The following is a 15,803-nucleotide window of genomic DNA, read 5'->3' as shown; positions in this document are numbered from 1 at the left end:
ATCTCAAGCCTGTCCTCAAGAATTCACGAAATTCCGAAGGGAGCGGCGTCCACATGGGACGGCGAGTGGTGATAACCGGCATTGGGGTCGTGGCGCCGGGGGGTGTCGGCGTGAAGGACTTCTGGAGTCTGCTGAGCGACGGCCGAACCGCGACCAGAGGCATCACGTTTTTCGATCCCGCCCCGTTCCGTTCCCGCGTCGCGGCCGAGGTCGATTTCGACCCGGAGGCACTGGGACTGAGCCCGCAGGAGATCCGCCGCATGGACCGCGCCGCGCAGTTCGCGGTGGTCACGGCCGCGGAGGCGCTCGCGGGCAGCGGACTGGAGATGTCCGACCTGGACCCGTACCGGACCGGGGTGACCGTCGGCAGCGCCGTCGGCGCGACGATGGGCCTGGACCAGGAGTACCGCGTCACCAGTGACGGCGGGCGTCTCGACCTCAACGACCACCGGTACGCGGTACCGCATCTGTACGACTTCTTCGTGCCCAGCTCCTTCGCCAGCGAAGTGGCCTGGTCCACCGGGGCCGAGGGCCCGGCGACGGTGGTCTCCACCGGCTGCACCTCCGGCCTGGACTCGGTGGGCTACGCGACCGAGCTGATCCGCGAGGGCAGCGTCGACGTGATGATCGCGGGCGCCACCGACGCCCCGATCTCCCCGATCACCGTGGCCTGCTTCGACGCCATCAAGGCCACCACCTCGCGCAACGACGACCCCGAGCACGCCTCGCGGCCGTTCGACAACTCCCGCAACGGCTTCGTCCTCGGCGAGGGTTCCGCGATGTTCGTGCTGGAGGAGTACGAGGCGGCCAAGGCGCGCGGCGCGCACATCTACTGCGAGATCGCCGGGTACGCCACCCGCTCCAACGCCTTCCACATGACGGGTCTGCGGCCCGAGGGCCTGGAGATGGCCGAGGCCATCAGGACGGCCCTGGACGAGGCGCGGATGAACCCCGACGAGATCGACTACGTCAACGCGCACGGCTCGGGCACCAAGCAGAACGACCGCCACGAGACCGCCGCCGTCAAGCGCACGCTGGGCGACCACGCGTACCGGACGCCGATGAGCTCCATCAAGTCGATGGTCGGGCACTCGCTCGGCGCCATCGGCTCGATCGAGATCGCCGCGTCCGCGCTGGCCATCGAGAACAACCTGGTCCCGCCGACGGCCAATCTGCACGAGCCGGACCCGCAGTGCGACCTGGACTACGTACCGCTCAAGGCCAGGGAGTGGACCACCGACGCCGTGCTCAGCGTCGGCAGCGGCTTCGGCGGCTTCCAGAGCGCGATGGTGCTGCGGAGGGCGGCATGACCACTTCCGAAGGCACGGCCGCTTCCGCGGACACGACCGCTTCCACGGGCCCGGCCGCTTCCGAAAGTACGGCCGCCTCCTCTGGCGCCGCCAGTTCCGTCGTCGTCACCGGTATCGGCGTCACCGCGCCCAACGGCCTGGGCACCGAGGAGTTCTGGGCCGCGACGCTCGCGGGGAAGAGCGGCATCGGACCCGTCCAGCGGTTCGACGCCACCGGCTACCCCGCCAAACTCGCCGGTGAGGTACCGGGCTTCGTCGCCACGGACTACCTGCCGAGCCGGCTGATCCCGCAGACCGACCACATGACCAGGCTCGCCCTGGTCGCGGCCGACTGGGCGCTGGCCGACGCGGGCGTGAAGCTCGACGAGTGGAAACAGTTCGACATGGGCGTCATCACCGCCAGCTCCTCCGGCGGTTTCGAATTCGGCCAGAACGAACTCCAGAAGCTGTGGTCCAAGGGCGGCCAGCACGTCAGCGCGTACCAGTCCTTCGCCTGGTTCTACGCGGTCAACACCGGCCAGATCTCCATCCGCAACGGCATGCAGGGCCCCAGCGGGGTCGTCGTCTCCGACCAGGCGGGCGGCCTCGACGCGCTCGCGCAGGCCAGGCGGCAGATCCGCAAGGGCACCCGGCTGATCGTCTCCGGCGGCGTCGACGGCTCGATCTGCCCCTGGGGCTGGATCGCGCAGGTCGCCGCGGGACGGCTCACCGACAGCGACGACCCGGACAAGGCGTACCGGCCCTTCGCCGCGGACGCCGACGGCTATGTGCCCGGCGAGGGCGGCGCGTTGCTGATCCTGGAGGACGCCGGGTCCGCGCGGGAGCGCGGCGCCAAGGTCTACGGGGAGATCGCCGGATACGCCTCGACCTTCGACCCCAGGCCCGGCAGCGGCCGGGAGCCCGGTCTGCGGCGGGCCGTCGAGGCGGCGCTGGCCGACGCGGGCCTGACGGCGGGCGACATCGACGTCGTCTTCGCCGACGCGGCGGCCGTCCCCGAACTGGACCGCGCGGAGGCCCACGCGATCACCGCGGTCTTCGGACCGCGCGGCGTGCCGGTCACCGCGCCCAAGACGATGACCGGACGGCTCTACTCAGGAGCCGCGTCGCTCGACACGGCCGCCGCGCTGCTGTCGATCAGGGACGGGGTCATCCCGCCCACCACCCATGTCGCCCCCGCCCCCGAGTACGACCTCGACCTGGTGGTCGACCGGCCCAGGACCGCGCCGGTGAACGCCGCGCTGGTGCTGGCCAGGGGCTACGGCGGCTTCAACTCGGCGATGGTCGTGCGCGGAGCAGCCCGGTGACGGGCCCGCGCACCGCCGTCGCCACACCTCAGGAAGGGACCGAGATGGCCGGACCGGAACTCACGATCGAAGACCTCAAGCGCATCCTCCGGGAAGCCGCGGGCGAGAGCGAGGGCATCGACCTGGACGGCGACATCCTCGACCAGACCTTCGAGGACCTCGGCTACGACTCGCTGGCGCTGCTGGAGACCGGCAGCCGGATCGAGCGCGAGCACGGGATCGAGCTGGAGGACACCTCCATCACCGTCGTCGAGACGCCGCGGGCGCTGCTCGCCGTCGTCAACGAGCAACTCGCCGCGGAACACGCGGCCTGACGCTCCCCCCACCCGGTGCCGCCGCCGTGCTCCAAAGGCGCGGCGGCGGCACCCCCAGCCCACACCCCCAGCCCACACCCCCAGCCCACACCCCCAGCCCCCACGTACAGCGCACCCGTCCAGCCCACACGCCCAGACCACACGTACAGCGCACATGAACGCAGCACTTGAAGAGCGCACGTGAACGCAGCACATGTACGCAGCCGAGCGGTACCGAGTCGGAGGAGCAGTCATGTCGGCAGAGGGACAGCGGGTCGCTCTCGTCACCGGGGCCACCAGCGGAATCGGGCTCGCCGTCACCAGGGCGCTGGCCGCACAGGGACACCAGGTGTTCATCTGCGCGCGGACGCCCGAGAGCGTGGAAGTGACCGTCAAGGAACTACGGGACGAGGGCCTGGACGTCGACGGCACCGCCTGCGACGTCAAGTCGGGCGACGACATCAAGGCGTTCGTGCTCGCCGCCGTGGAGCGGTACGGGCCGGTCGACGTCCTGGTCAACAACGCGGGCCGCAGCGGCGGCGGCGTCACCGCCGACATCGACGACGAGCTGTGGTTCGACGTCGTCAACACCAACCTCAACAGCGTCTTCCTGATGACGCGCGAGGTGCTCAACACCGGCGGCATGCGGTACCGCGACCGCGGCCGGATCATCAACATCGCCTCCACCGCCGGGAAGCAGGGCGTGGTGCTCGGCGCCCCGTACTCCGCCTCCAAGCACGGCGTCGTCGGCTTCACCAAGGCCCTGGGCAACGAGCTGGCGCCGACCGGGATCACGGTCAACGCGGTCTGCCCCGGCTACGTCGAGACGCCGATGGCCGCGCGGGTCCGGCAGGGCTACGCGGCGGCCTACTCGACCACCGAGGGCGAGATCCTCCAGAAGTTCCAGTCGAAGATCCCGCTCGGCCGCTACTCCACGCCCGAGGAGGTCGCGGGCCTGGTCGGCTACCTGGCCACCGACACCGCGGCGTCGATCACCGCGCAGGCCATCAACGTGTGCGGCGGCCTCGGCAACTTCTGATCCGCCGCCACCGACCCCGTCCTACGACGTCCGACTCGCGTGAGGGGAACGAGAATGACGCAGACTGGCCACCGCGAGGTGGAGCACGAGATCACGGTGAACGCCCCGGCCGCCGCGGTGTACCGGCTGATCGCCGAGGTGGAGAACTGGCCGCGGATCTTCCCGCCGACCGTTTTCGTCGACCATGTGGAGCGCTCGGAGAACGAGGAGCGCATCCGCATCTGGGCCACCGCCAACGGCGCGGCCAAGAACTGGACGTCGCGCCGCGTCCTGGACCCGGGGGCGCTGCGGATCGAATTCCGCCAGGAGGTCTCGGCGCCGCCGGTCGCGGCGATGGGCGGCACCTGGGTGATCGAGCCCGTGTCCGACACCGAGTCGCGGGTGCGGCTGCTGCACGACTACCGCGCCATCGACGACAAGCCGGACGATCTCGCCTGGATCGACGAGGCCGTGGACCGCAACAGCCGCTCCGAGCTGGCCGCGCTCAAGACCAACGTCGAACTGGTCGTCGGCTCCGCGGACGAACTCCTGCTGTCCTTCGCCGACACCGTCCACATCGACGGATCGGCCAAGGACGTCTACGACTTCATCAACGAGGCGCAGCTCTGGAAGGAGCGGCTGCCGCACGTGGCGCGGGTCTCGCTGGAAGAGGAGACGCCGGGACTGCAGATCCTGGAGATGGACACCCTCACCAAGGACGGCTCCTCGCACACCACCAAGTCGGTGCGCGTGACCTTCCCGCACAGCAGGATCGTCTACAAGCAGATCACCCTGCCCGCGCTGATGACGCTGCACACCGGCTACTGGCTGTTCGAGGAGGAGGGCGACGGCGTCGCCGCCACCTCCCAGCACACCGTGGTGATCAACACCGCGAACATCACCAAGATCCTCGGCCCGGACGCCGGGGTCGCCGAGGCGCGCGCCTTCGTGCAGAACGCGCTGAGCACCAACAGCCGGGCCACCCTGGGCCACGCCAAGGACTACGCCGAGGGCCGGCGCTGAGATGGACACCGACGTCATCATCGTCGGCGCGGGGCCTGTCGGCCTGATGCTGGCCGGTGAACTCCGGCTCGGCGGAGCCCGGGTGACGGTTCTGGAGCGGCTCGCCGCCCCCACCACCGAGTCCCGGGCGTCGACCCTGCACGCCCGCACCATGGAACTCCTCGACCAGCGCGGCCTGTTGGAGACGCTGGGCACGCCGCCCAACGAGCCGATGGGCCACTTCGGCGGTCTGCCGCTCGACCTGAGCGAGCCGACCACCCGCTACCCCGGCCAGTGGAAGGTCCCGCAGGCCCGGGTCGAGGAGCTGCTCGCGGAGTGGGCCACGGGGCTGGGCGCGGAGGTCAGGCGCGAGCACGAACTGCTCGGCCTGACCACGGGCGACGGCGGCGACGAAGGTGACGTGGGCGCGGAAGGCGTGGAGGTCGAGGTCGCCACCCCGGACGGTGTCACCCGTCTCACCGCCGGCTATCTGGTCGGCTGTGACGGCGAGGAGAGCACCGTACGGCGGCTGGCGGGCTTCGACTTCCCCGGCTCCGACGCCACCAAGGAGCTGCTGCGCTGCGACGTGCTGGGGCTCGACATCCCCAACCGCCGCTTCCAGCGGCTCCCGAACGGGGTGGCCATCGCGGCCACCCGCGACGGCGTCACCCGCGTCATGGTGCACGAGTTCGGCCGCGAGGTGCGGCCGAGGACCGCGGAACCCGAGTACGCCGAGATCGCGGCCGTGTGGGCCAGGGTCACCGGCGAGGACATCACCCACGGCACCCCGACCTGGCTGAACGCCTTCGGCAACACCAGCCGCCAGGCGGCCTCGTACCGCCGGGGCCGGGTGCTGCTCGCCGGGGACGCCGCCCACCGGCAGATGCCGGTCGGCGGCCAGGCGCTCAACCTCGGGCTCCAGGACGCGGCCAACCTCGGCTGGAAGCTGGCCGCGCGGGTCACCGGGCGCGCGCCCGACGGGCTGCTGGACACGTACCACACCGAGCGGCACGCGGTCGGGCGGCGGGTGCTGGCCAACATCGAGGCGCAGACCGTCATCCTCTTCGGCGGTCCCGAGACCGGGGCGGTCCGCGGCACCGCCGCCGAACTCCTCACCCGCACCTCGGTCGTCCGCGGCCACCTCGCCGGCATGATCAGCGGCCTCGACATCCGCTACGGCGATCCCGACACCGACACTCTCCCCGACGCGGCCGGTGAGTTGACCGGCCGCCGCGTGCCCCACATCGCGCTGACGACCGCGGACGGGCCCACCGGCACCACCGAGCTGCTGCGGCCCGGCCGCGGTGTGCTGCTCGACCTGTCGGGCGACACCAGGCGCCGGGCCACGCTGGGCAGGGCCGCCGAGGGCTGGGCGGGCCGGGTCGACGTGGTGTCGGCGCGCCCGGTGCCCGGCACGCTCCTCGACGGGCAGAAGACCGTACTGCTGCGGCCCGACGGACACATCGCCTGGTCGGCGCCGCGCGCGGCCGACCCGGCTCCGGCGCTGCGGCGCTGGTTCGGCGCCGAGGACGTCCCCCGGGTCCCCGTCACGCCGATCGCGGCTCCACGGAAGGGCGTTGCGGAGACGGCGGCGCCCCAGGCAACCGCGCCCCAGGCAACCGCCCCTCAGGCAACTGCCCCTCAGGCAACCGCCCCCAAGGCGAGCGCCGTAAAGGCAGCCGCACCGAGACCGGCCGCACCGAGACCGGCCGCTCCGAAGCCGCCCGTCCGCACCTGTGACGTCCTGATCGTCGGCGCGGGTCTGGCCGGTTCGGTGAGCGCGGCGATCCTCGCCCGGCAGGGCAAGAGCGTCGTGCTGGTCGACTCCCAGACGCATCCGCGGATGGCCATCGGCGAGTCGATGACCCCGCAGCTCATCGAGTGGCTGCACATCCTCGCCGTACGGTTCGACCTGCCCGAACTGCTGCATCTGCTGGACCACCGGTCGGTCACCGAGCACATCGGCCCGACCCACGGGAAGAAGCAGAGCTTCGGCTTCGTCAAGCACGACAAGGGCCAGGAACCGGACCCGCGGGAGACGACGATGTTCGTCATCCCCAAGGCGCTCACCCAGGCCAGCCACCTGTTCCGGCAGGACACCGACGCGTACTACTTCCACGTCGCGGCCAAGTACGGCGCCACGACGCGGCAGCACTGGCGGCTGTCCGACCTGGACTTCGACGACGACGGCGTCACCGTCACCGGGCAGAACGGCGAGGTCTTCAGGGCCCGCTACCTCATCGACGCCAGCGGCCACCGGTCGCTGCTCGCCGAGAAGTTCGGCCTGCGGGAGCAGCCCGCGCGCTTCAAGCACCACTCGCGGTCGCTGTTCACGCACTACATCGGCGTCAAGCCGTTCGACGACGTCAGCCACCACCCGGAGAGCCTGCGACCGCCCAAGAACGCGCCCTGGAGCGGCGGTACGCTCCACCACCTGATCGAACGCGGCTGGTTCTGGATCATCCCGTTCAACAACCACAAGGGCGCGGCCAATCCGGTCACCAGCGTCGGCCTCACCATGGACGAGCGGGTCTACCCGCGCCCCCGTGACATCAGCCCCGAGCAGGAGTTCACCCGCTTCCTCGACCAGTACCCGGCGGTGAAGCGGCAGTTCGAGGGCGCCACGCGGGTGCGCGAGTGGGTCTCCACCGACCGGCTCCAGTACAGCTCGAAGGAGTCGATCGGCTACCGCTGGTGCCTGATGTCGCACGCGGCCGGCTTCCTCGATCCGCTGTTCTCGCGCGGCCTGTCCAACACCTTCGAGGTCGTCCACTCGCTCATGACCCGGCTGCTGCCCGCCCTGGACGACGACGACTTCGCGGTCGAACGCTTCGGTTACGTCGACCGGTTGGAGCGCGGCCTGCTGCACTACAACGACGAGCTGGTGAACAGCGCGTACATCTCCTTCGGCCACTTCCGGCTGTGGAACGCGGTGTTCCGGGTCTGGGGCGGCTTCGCCACTCCCGGTGTGATGCGGCTGGCCCGCGCGCGGATCAACTTCACCCTCACCGGCGACCCCGCGCACCTGGACGCGCTGGAGGACGCGCCGTATCCGGGCCTGTGGTGGCCGGAGCCCGCCGTCCGGGAGATCGTCGACCTCACCGCGGAGACCTGCGAGAAGTACGAGGCCGGGCAGATCGACGGCGACCGCGCCGCGGACATCATCTTCGACCGGCTCCGGCGCTGCGAGCTGCTGAACCCGGCCTTCGGCTGGCGCGACCCCGAGGACACCCGGCTGATCACCCCGACCACGGCGACGATGGCGAAGTTCATGTACTGGGCCGTGCGCACGGCCCCGCCGCAGATGCGGGACCTCGGCTCCGCCCTGCTGTCCGGCACGGTCCGCGCGGGTGTCAAGGGCAAGAAGGTTCTCTGAACAGACGGCCTTGCGACGAAGCGACGCGTTCCGACACAGAAGTCCTGAGAACACCGGATCTCGCGAAAGGGCACCACACATGCAGACCACCCCGAAGCCCATGGAGGACTCGATGGCCGAGCCGATGGGTGACACCTCGGTGATCCAGGACACCGAGGCGCTGTCGTCCTTCAGGACGACGCGTCCCGACCAGGGTCTGGACGCGGGCCCGATCACGCGGGCCTTCATGCGCGTCAACGTCTACATCTACTCCAAGCCGCCGAAGAAGGTGCAGAAGTCGCTCAGCAAGGGCGCGCTCAACGTGCACATCTGGCTGTACGAGCGGTCCAACGGCCGCATCGGCGGCAAGATGGGCAACCTCGACGCGCTGCTGCTGCACACGCTGGGCCGCAAGACCGGCAAGGAGCGTGTCGTGCCGGTCGGTTACATCTACGAGCGCGGCTTCTTCTACGCGGTCGCCGTGCCCGGCCACTTCGACATCCCCGGCGGCCCCAAGGGCCTGCACCCGGCCTGGTACCTCAACTTGAAGGCCACGCCCGAGGTGACCATCAACATCGGCCGCGAGCAGATCGTCGCCCTCGCCGAGACCCTGTCGGGCCCCGAGCGGGACCGGATCTGGGCGAAGTACTCCGAAGTCCTGCCGTTCATCAACGAGTTCCAGAACCGGGCCAGTCGCCTGCTCCCGGTGGTGAAGTTCACCCCGAAGGACATGCTGGCGGCGGTGGCGCCGTCGGACGGCGAGACGGACGCCGTACGGTGAGCGCCGCCGGGCCGCGGGCGGGTCGGTCCGGGCCGCCCGCCGCGCGGGGAGCGAGCCCGCTGCGGACGGCGGTCACGGTCGGTACGCTGGCCGCCAACTTCCTCGCCGTCACCAAGAAGATCCGCAGGGCGAACGGGTCGCCGCACGCCATCGACCACATCGACCTGATCGCGAGCATCACCACCTTCGTCGTCCTCGCCGTCCGGGCGCGGCAGGGACGGGAGTCCGGGGGCGGCTGACCGCCCGTCCGCCCGCCCGGGCCGAAGAACCGTCTGAAGGAGAACCCCTCGTGACCGGTACCGCACCGACCTCTGATCTCACCGGCTGGCGCGCGGCCCCGTTCACGGGAGCCGGGCTCACCCACGACGTGTACGAGAAGGGCGCGGGGCCGGGAGTGGTGCTCGTCCCGGAGATTCCGGGCATGACGCCCGAGGTGCTGGGCCTGGCGGACCACCTGGTCGACCAGGGCTTCACCGTGGCGATGCCGTCGCTGTTCGGACGGCCCGGACGTAAGAACTCCACGCCCTACACGCTGTCCACCGTCGCCAAGCTGTGCGTGTCCGCCGAATTCCGGGCCTTCGCCGTCGACGCGCGGCGGCCGGTCGCGGACTACCTCAGGGCGCTGGTACGGGATCTGGCCGCGCGAACCCCCGGGCCCGGTGTCGGCATCGTCGGCATGTGCTTCACCGGCGGGTTCGCGCTGGCCGCCGCGGTGGAGGACGTGGTGCTCGCGCCGGTCGTCGCCCAGCCCGCGGTGCCGTTCCCGGTCAGCGCCAAGCGGTCCGCGGACCCCGGCCTCTCGCGGGGCGAGCTGGACACGGTGGTGAGCCGTACCAAGAACAGCGGACTGTGCGTGCTGGGCATGCGCTTCAGCGGGGACAGCGCGTCCCCGCGGGCCAGGTTCGACACCCTGCGGCGCAGTCTGGGCGACGCCTTCGAGGTGATCGAACTGGACTCCTCGAAGGGCAACGAGGGCGGCTTCCCCAAGGGAGCCCACCCCGTACTGACCGAGGAGATGCGCGAGATCCCCGGACACCCGGCGTACGCCGCGCGGGAGCGGGTCGTGAGCTTCCTGCGGGAGCGTCTGGCGCCCGCGGCCCTCTAGGGCCCGTCCGGCGGACCGGCCCCCGCGGCCGGGACTCGCGGACCTCCTCGGTGACGGTTGCGTCTCGACCGCCCCACCGATGTCACACCCACGGCCCCCGCTCACCTCTTGGGGGGCAAGGGGCTGTGGGTCGTGCAACGCCGTGCGGCCCGACGCGCGCGGCAAGGAGGAACCGTGAACAAATGGCGTGGTAATCCGTGGGTCATTCTGGCGATCCTGTCCTTCGGATTCTTCATGACCCTGCTCGACCTGACGATCGTGAACATCGCGATCCCCGACATGGTGGACAGCCTCGACGCGTCCCTCGACCAGATCCTGTGGGTCGTCAACGCGTACACCCTCGGGCTCGCCGTCCTGCTGATCACCGCCGGCCGGCTCGGTGACCTCGTCGGCAAGAAGAACCTGTTCATCGCGGGTGTGGCGCTGTTCACCCTGGCGAGTCTCGCCTGCGGACTCTCCCAGTCCCCGACCCAGCTCATCATCTTCCGGGCGATCCAGGGCATCGGCGCGGCACTGCTGCTGCCGCAGACCCTGTCCATGATCGCGGACGTGTTCCCCGACGAGAAGCGCGGTGTCGCGCTCGGCATCTGGGGCACGGTCGCGGGCCTGGCGTCGGTCGCGGGACCGAGCCTGGGCGGCCTGCTGGTCACCAAGCTCAACTGGCGCTGGATCTTCTACGTCAACGTGCCGATCGGTGTGCTGGCGATCATCGCCTCGTTCATGTTCATGCCGTCCGCGGCGCGTACGGTGCGGCACCGCTTCGACATCCCCGGCGTCGTCCTGACCACCATCGCCCTGTTCCTGCTCGCCTTCGGTCTGATCGAGGGCCAGAAGTACAGTTGGAACGGCGCGATCTGGGGCACGATCGCGGCCGGTGTCGTGGTGCTGGCGATCTTCCTGGTCTACCAGCGCGGTCAGCAGGACAACGAGCCGCTGGTGCCGTTCGTGCTGTTCAAGGACCGTAACTTCTCGGTGGTCAACTTCGTCGGTATCGCCGTCTCGTTCGGCGTCGTCGGCCTGCTGCTGCCGCTGACCATCTACCTCCAGTCGGTGCTCGGCTTCAGCGCGCTGAAGGCCGGTGGCGTGCTGGTGCCGATGGCGGTCGGCTCGATGCTCACCGCCGGGCCCTCCGGTGTGCTGGCCGAGAAGTTCGGCGGCAAGTACATCCTGATGGGCGGTCTGCTCGCGTACATCGGCGGTGTCTTCTGGATCGTGCGGACCGTCGAGGTCGGCCAGAGCTGGACCGGGCTGATCGCGCCGGTCGTGATCGTGGGCGCCGGTATGGGCTGCACCTTCACGCCGATGGCCACCGAGGTCATGCGCAATGTGCCGCCCAAGCTCACCGGCGCCGCGTCCGGCGTCAACAACGCGCTGCGGCAGGTCGGTTCGGTCATGGCGGGCGCCGTCATCGGCGCGGTGCTCCAGAACCAGCTCGCCTCCTCCCTCAAGGACCAGGCGGCGCAGCGCGCGGGCGCCGTGCCGTCCGACTACCGCGCCGGTTTTCTGAAGAACTTCGACAACGCGGGCAAGCACCTCGAGGTCGGCGGCCAGTCGAGCAGCGCCATGAAGTTCCCGTCGAACGTGCCCGCCGACATCGCCCACCGCATCCAGGACACCGCCGCGGCGGTCTTCGGGCACGGCTTCGTCGACGCCATGAAGCCGACCATGTACGTGCCGATGGCCGTGCTGTTCGTCGGTGTGATCGCCTGCCTGATCATCGTCGGGCCGAAGAAGTCGGCCACGCCGGAGTCGGGTGCGGCCGTTCCCGGTCAGACGGACGGCGCGGGGTCTCCCGCGGCGGATTCGGCGGCCGATTCCGGAGCCGCCCACCGGTAGGCCGCCCCTCGGGAAAGCCGTCCATCGGCAAGCTCCCGCGGTTCTCCGAGTAGCCCTTTAGGGAGGGGTGAGTTGCCCTTTAGGGAGGGGTCGGGAGAGTCCGGACAATAACACCGGCGGCACTCGCGTCACTTCCGGTACACCATTACCGGGGTTGACACCGAGTGTCGCCGCGTGTCACGCTTTATTGGGCAGTAGAAGTATGCCCAATTGCGGTTTGACGCCGGCGGACCACCGCCGCGACGCCGCCGCGTCTCACATCTTGGTCACCTCTTCTCGATCGCCGGGCCGACCCATCGGGGTCGGCCCGGCGATTGTTTTGCACGCCCTTTTTCAGATGCCCGCGTGTGCCCTGGGAATTCGGCCACACACCCGTCGTTGATTCTCCGCGCCGTCCGCGCCGGAGAGAGAGGGGCGCTCCGTGCCCAGCAAAGCCAAGGAATCCGTTCCGGTGAACAGCGCCTCCAAGACGCAGAACTGCGACGTCCTGATCATCGGGTCGGGCCTCGCGGGTTCGGTGAGCGCGGCGATCCTCGCCCGGCAGGGCAAGAACGTGGTCATGGTGGATGCCGCGACCCATCCCCGGATGGCGATCGGCGAGTCGATGACCCCGCAACTCATCGAGTGGCTGCACATCCTGGCGGTGCGCTTCGACGTACCGGAGATCAAGCACCTGCTGGACGTCAAGGCCGTCACCAAGAACATCGGCCCGACCCACGGCAAGAAGCAGAGCTTCGGTTTCATCAAGCACGAGAAGGGCCAGGAGCCCGACCCGCGCGACGCCACGATGTTCGTCATTCCCAAAGCGCTCACCGAGGCCGGTCACCTGTTCCGGCAGGACACCGATATGTACTTCTTCAACGTGGCGGCCAAGTACGGCACCACGACGCGGCAGAACTGGCGGGTCGCCGACCTGGACTTCGACGACTTCGGAGTGACGGTCACGGGGCAGAACGGCGAGGTCTTCCGGGCCCGTTACCTGATCGACGCGAGCGGCTTCCGCTCCCTGCTGGCCGAGAAGTTCGACCTGCGCGAGAAGCCCGCGCGCTTCAAGCACCACTCCCGGTCGATGTTCACCCACTACATCGGCATCAAGCCGTTCGACGAGGTCAGCCACCACCCGGAGAGCCTGCGCCCGCCGGCCAGCGCGCCCTGGCACGGCGGCACGCTGCACCACATGATCGAGCGCGGCTGGTTCTGGATCATCCCGTTCAACAACCACAAGGACTCCAAGAACCCGATCACCAGCATCGGGCTCACCATGGACGAGCGGACGTATCCCAAGCCGAAGGACCGCACCCCCGAGGAGGAGTTCCAGGGCTTCCTCGACCAGTACCCGGCGGTGAAGCGGCAGTTCGAGGGCGCGACGCGGGTCCGCGAGTGGGTCTCCACCGACCGGCTCCAGTACAGCTCCAGCAAGTCGATCGGCTACCGCTGGTGCCTGATGTCGCACGCGGCGGGCTTCCTCGACCCGCTGTTCTCGCGCGGTCTGTCCAACACCTTCGAGGTCGTCTACGCCCTGTGCTCCCGGCTGCTGCCCGCCCTGGACGACGACGACTTCTCCAACGAGCGATTCCAGTACGTCGAGGACGTCGAGCGCGGCCTGCTGCACTTCAACGACGAACTGGTGAACAGCTCCTACATCTCCTTCAGCCACTTCCCGCTGTGGAACGCGGTGTTCCGTGTCTGGGGCTCCTATCTCACGCCCGGCGCGCTGCGGTTGATCCGGGCGCGGGCGCGGTATGAGGAGAGCGGCGACGTGAAATGGCTGGACGATTTGGAGAAGACCCCCAATCCGGGTCTTTGGTGGCCGAACAGCCCGGATTTCAAACAAACCGTCGAAATCATGGCGGAGGCCTGCGAGAAGTACGAGGCCGGTGACATCGACGGCGACGCGGCGGCCAAGCTGATCATGGACAGTCTCCGTGCTTCGGATGAACTCAACCCCGTTTTCGGATGGGAGGACCCAGAAATCAAATTCGTGTACCCGACCACCGCGATGATGGCTAAGTTCATGTACTGGGCCAACTTCAAGGCTCCGGGCGAGATGCGCGAACTGGGTCGCGACATGGTAAGCGGAATTGTGCGGTCCGGTCTGCGTGGGCAGAAGTTCGTCTGACCCCGCCCGGCAATTTCCATCTGACCGAAAGTTGAACAGCACCATGATCAGTCGCAGAAAAGTCCTCGGTGCGGGCGCGACCGCGGTGGCTCTGTCAGGACTTGGGGCCACCGCCGGATTCGCCGGCAGCGGGGCACCCTGGAGTCAGTTGCGCGCGCACCTCCAGGGCCGGCTCGTCCTGCCGACCGACTCCGGTTACACGACGGCGAAGCAACTCGACCTGCAACAGTTCGACGTGATCAACCCGCAGGCCGTCGCCTACTGCGTCAGCGCCGCCGATGTGGCGCTGACCCTGAAGTTCGCGCAGGACAACTGCATACCCTTCGCCGTGCGCAGCGGAGGGCACAGCGGCGGCGGGTACTCCACGAGCACCGGCCTGGTGATCGACGTCTCCGGGCTCAACTCCATATCCGTCGGCCAGAACACGGTGACCGTCGGCACCGGCGTCCAGGGCGTCGACGCCATCGACGCGCTCGCGCCGCACGGCAAGGCCATCATCGGCGGCTACTGCCCGACGGTCGCCGTCGGCGGCTTCTACCAGGGCGGCGGCCTGGGCGTGCTCACCCGCTCCTACGGCGTCGGCTCCGACCGGATCGCCTCGGCGAAGGTGGTGCTCGCCAACGGCGACGTCGTCACCGCCTCACCCACCCAGAACCGGGACCTCTACTGGGGCATACGCGGCGGTGGCGGCGGCAACTTCGGCGTCGTCACCTCGTACGACATCACCACCGTCAACGTCTCGCAGCTCGCCGTGGTCAATCTGAACTGGACCTTCGACAAGGCCGCCGACGTCCTGGACGGGTACGCGCGCTGGTCCGTCAACGCGCCCCGCACGCTCAGCGGCGGCGCCTTCCTCCAGCTCTTCGACGCCTCGCCGGGCGCGCCGGTCAACGTCATGGTCTTCGTCGCCTCCACCGGCACCACGGCCGAACTCACCAGCGAGGTCGCCCGGTTGGTGGCGCTGACCGGAGCGCCGGCCAGCCAGACGCCCGCGAGCGTCGTGCCGTACCAGCCGCTGATGATGGGCTTCTTCCGGTGCGCGGCCGATGTGACCGCCTGCCACCGGGCCGACACCACGCCCGGCGGCACGCTTCCCCGGTCGGCGTTCGGCCTCCAGCGCAGCCGGTTCTTCAACCGGCTGCCGTCGCGCAGCGTGTGGGACAACGCGGCGGCGCTCTTCGAGACCCTGCGGGTACCCGGCCAGGCGCACCTCATGGAAGTGCTCCCGCTGGGCGGGGCGGTGAGGGATTTACGCCGTACCGACACCGCGTTCGTCCACCGCGACGCGCTGTTCACGGTGAACTTCCTCGTCGACATCGGGTCCCCCGACGCCGCCGACTCCGCGGGCAGGGCGGCGGGTCAGGCGTTCGTCGACAGCGGCTTCCGCGTCATCGACCGGCAGTCCTCCGGCGAGACCTACCAGAACTTCATCGACCCGGAACTGCCCGACTGGCGGCAGGCGTACTACGCCGAGAACTACCCGCGGCTGTCCGCCGTGAAGCACCGCTACGACCCGCACGGCGCCTTCAGGTTCGCCCAGAGCATTCGCTAGGGGCCTGACGGCGACACAGCGACATCCCTCTCACGACAGCGGGGTGGCCACGGACTTCCGTGCCACCCCGCTGTCGTGCGTCCGGACACCGCCCGGACGCGTACCGCTCGAGTCCGCATCTCCCAGCC

The 15,803-nt window shown here is 69.6% G+C and carries 12 protein-coding genes; all 12 read left to right on the top strand.

Translation table 11 applies throughout. The features are described 5' to 3' along the window. Positions 1–53: 53 nt before the first annotated feature. Positions 54–1,310, top strand: a complete 1,257-nt coding sequence (locus ACIQCJ_RS30130) for a beta-ketoacyl synthase (RefSeq protein ID WP_188280342.1) — start codon at positions 54–56, stop codon at positions 1,308–1,310. Further along, positions 1,307–2,614: a ketosynthase chain-length factor gene (locus ACIQCJ_RS30125; RefSeq protein ID WP_402713111.1), complete on the top strand. Its 1,308-nt coding sequence runs from the start codon at positions 1,307–1,309 to the stop codon at positions 2,612–2,614. The genes ACIQCJ_RS30130 and ACIQCJ_RS30125 overlap by 4 nt, the downstream gene beginning before the upstream one ends. A gap of 44 nt (positions 2,615–2,658) precedes the next feature. After that, positions 2,659–2,928, top strand: a complete 270-nt coding sequence (locus tag ACIQCJ_RS30120; RefSeq protein ID WP_355337071.1) for an acyl carrier protein — start codon at positions 2,659–2,661, stop codon at positions 2,926–2,928. A gap of 232 nt (positions 2,929–3,160) precedes the next feature. Continuing rightward, positions 3,161–3,946, top strand: a complete 786-nt coding sequence (gene fabG, locus ACIQCJ_RS30115; RefSeq protein ID WP_188280345.1) for a 3-oxoacyl-ACP reductase FabG — start codon at positions 3,161–3,163, stop codon at positions 3,944–3,946. Positions 3,947–4,000: 54 nt separating this feature from the next. Further along, positions 4,001–4,948: an aromatase/cyclase gene (locus ACIQCJ_RS30110; protein ID WP_402713110.1), complete on the top strand. Its 948-nt coding sequence runs from the start codon at positions 4,001–4,003 to the stop codon at positions 4,946–4,948. Between the two features lies 1 nt (position 4,949). Next, positions 4,950–8,303: an FAD-dependent monooxygenase gene (locus tag ACIQCJ_RS30105; RefSeq protein WP_402713109.1), complete on the top strand. Its 3,354-nt coding sequence runs from the start codon at positions 4,950–4,952 to the stop codon at positions 8,301–8,303. Between the two features lie 79 nt (positions 8,304–8,382). Continuing rightward, positions 8,383–9,063 (top strand): nitroreductase/quinone reductase family protein, encoded by a 681-nt coding sequence (locus ACIQCJ_RS30100; protein ID WP_355337078.1) that lies wholly within the window; start codon positions 8,383–8,385, stop codon positions 9,061–9,063. Further along, a complete protein-coding gene (locus ACIQCJ_RS30095; protein WP_355337080.1) occupies positions 9,060–9,302 on the top strand; it encodes a hypothetical protein in 243 nt (80 codons plus the stop codon). The genes ACIQCJ_RS30100 and ACIQCJ_RS30095 overlap by 4 nt, the downstream gene beginning before the upstream one ends. Before the next feature lie 50 nt (positions 9,303–9,352). After that, on the top strand, positions 9,353–10,168 hold the full coding sequence (locus ACIQCJ_RS30090; protein ID WP_355337082.1) for a dienelactone hydrolase family protein: 816 nt from the start codon (positions 9,353–9,355) through the stop codon (positions 10,166–10,168). A gap of 174 nt (positions 10,169–10,342) precedes the next feature. Continuing rightward, on the top strand, positions 10,343–12,004 hold the full coding sequence (locus tag ACIQCJ_RS30085; RefSeq protein WP_391046837.1) for a DHA2 family efflux MFS transporter permease subunit: 1,662 nt from the start codon (positions 10,343–10,345) through the stop codon (positions 12,002–12,004). Between the two features lie 421 nt (positions 12,005–12,425). Then, on the top strand, positions 12,426–14,123 hold the full coding sequence (locus ACIQCJ_RS30080) for an NAD(P)/FAD-dependent oxidoreductase (protein ID WP_402713108.1): 1,698 nt from the start codon (positions 12,426–12,428) through the stop codon (positions 14,121–14,123). A gap of 43 nt (positions 14,124–14,166) precedes the next feature. Further along, the gene (locus ACIQCJ_RS30075) at positions 14,167–15,675 is read left to right on the top strand and encodes an FAD-binding protein (RefSeq protein WP_355337088.1); all 1,509 of its coding nucleotides are present in this window, start codon (positions 14,167–14,169) and stop codon (positions 15,673–15,675) included. The last annotated feature ends 128 nt before the right edge of the window (positions 15,676–15,803 follow it).

The sequence above is a fragment of the Streptomyces sp. NPDC093221 genome (assembly GCF_044753885.1).
GTDB lineage: Bacteria > Actinomycetota > Actinomycetes > Streptomycetales > Streptomycetaceae > Actinacidiphila.
The sequence above is the reverse complement of the archived record's forward strand: the minus strand, read 5'-3'. Positions and strand labels throughout refer to the sequence as shown.

Bases quoted from the DNA above. Each gene is read 5' to 3' on its own strand.
- fabG (WP_188280345.1), top strand. From the start codon at position 3,161: ATGTCGGCAGAGGGACAGCGGGTCGCTCTCGTCACCGGGGCCACCAGC.
- ACIQCJ_RS30130 (WP_188280342.1), top strand. From the start codon at position 54: ATGGGACGGCGAGTGGTGATAACCGGCATTGGGGTCGTGGCGCCGGGG.
- ACIQCJ_RS30110 (WP_402713110.1), top strand. From the start codon at position 4,001: ATGACGCAGACTGGCCACCGCGAGGTGGAGCACGAGATCACGGTGAAC.
- ACIQCJ_RS30120 (WP_355337071.1), top strand. From the start codon at position 2,659: ATGGCCGGACCGGAACTCACGATCGAAGACCTCAAGCGCATCCTCCGG.
- ACIQCJ_RS30100 (WP_355337078.1), top strand. From the start codon at position 8,383: ATGCAGACCACCCCGAAGCCCATGGAGGACTCGATGGCCGAGCCGATG.
- ACIQCJ_RS30125 (WP_402713111.1), top strand. From the start codon at position 1,307: ATGACCACTTCCGAAGGCACGGCCGCTTCCGCGGACACGACCGCTTCC.
- ACIQCJ_RS30105 (WP_402713109.1), top strand. From the start codon at position 4,950: ATGGACACCGACGTCATCATCGTCGGCGCGGGGCCTGTCGGCCTGATG.
- ACIQCJ_RS30075 (WP_355337088.1), top strand. From the start codon at position 14,167: ATGATCAGTCGCAGAAAAGTCCTCGGTGCGGGCGCGACCGCGGTGGCT.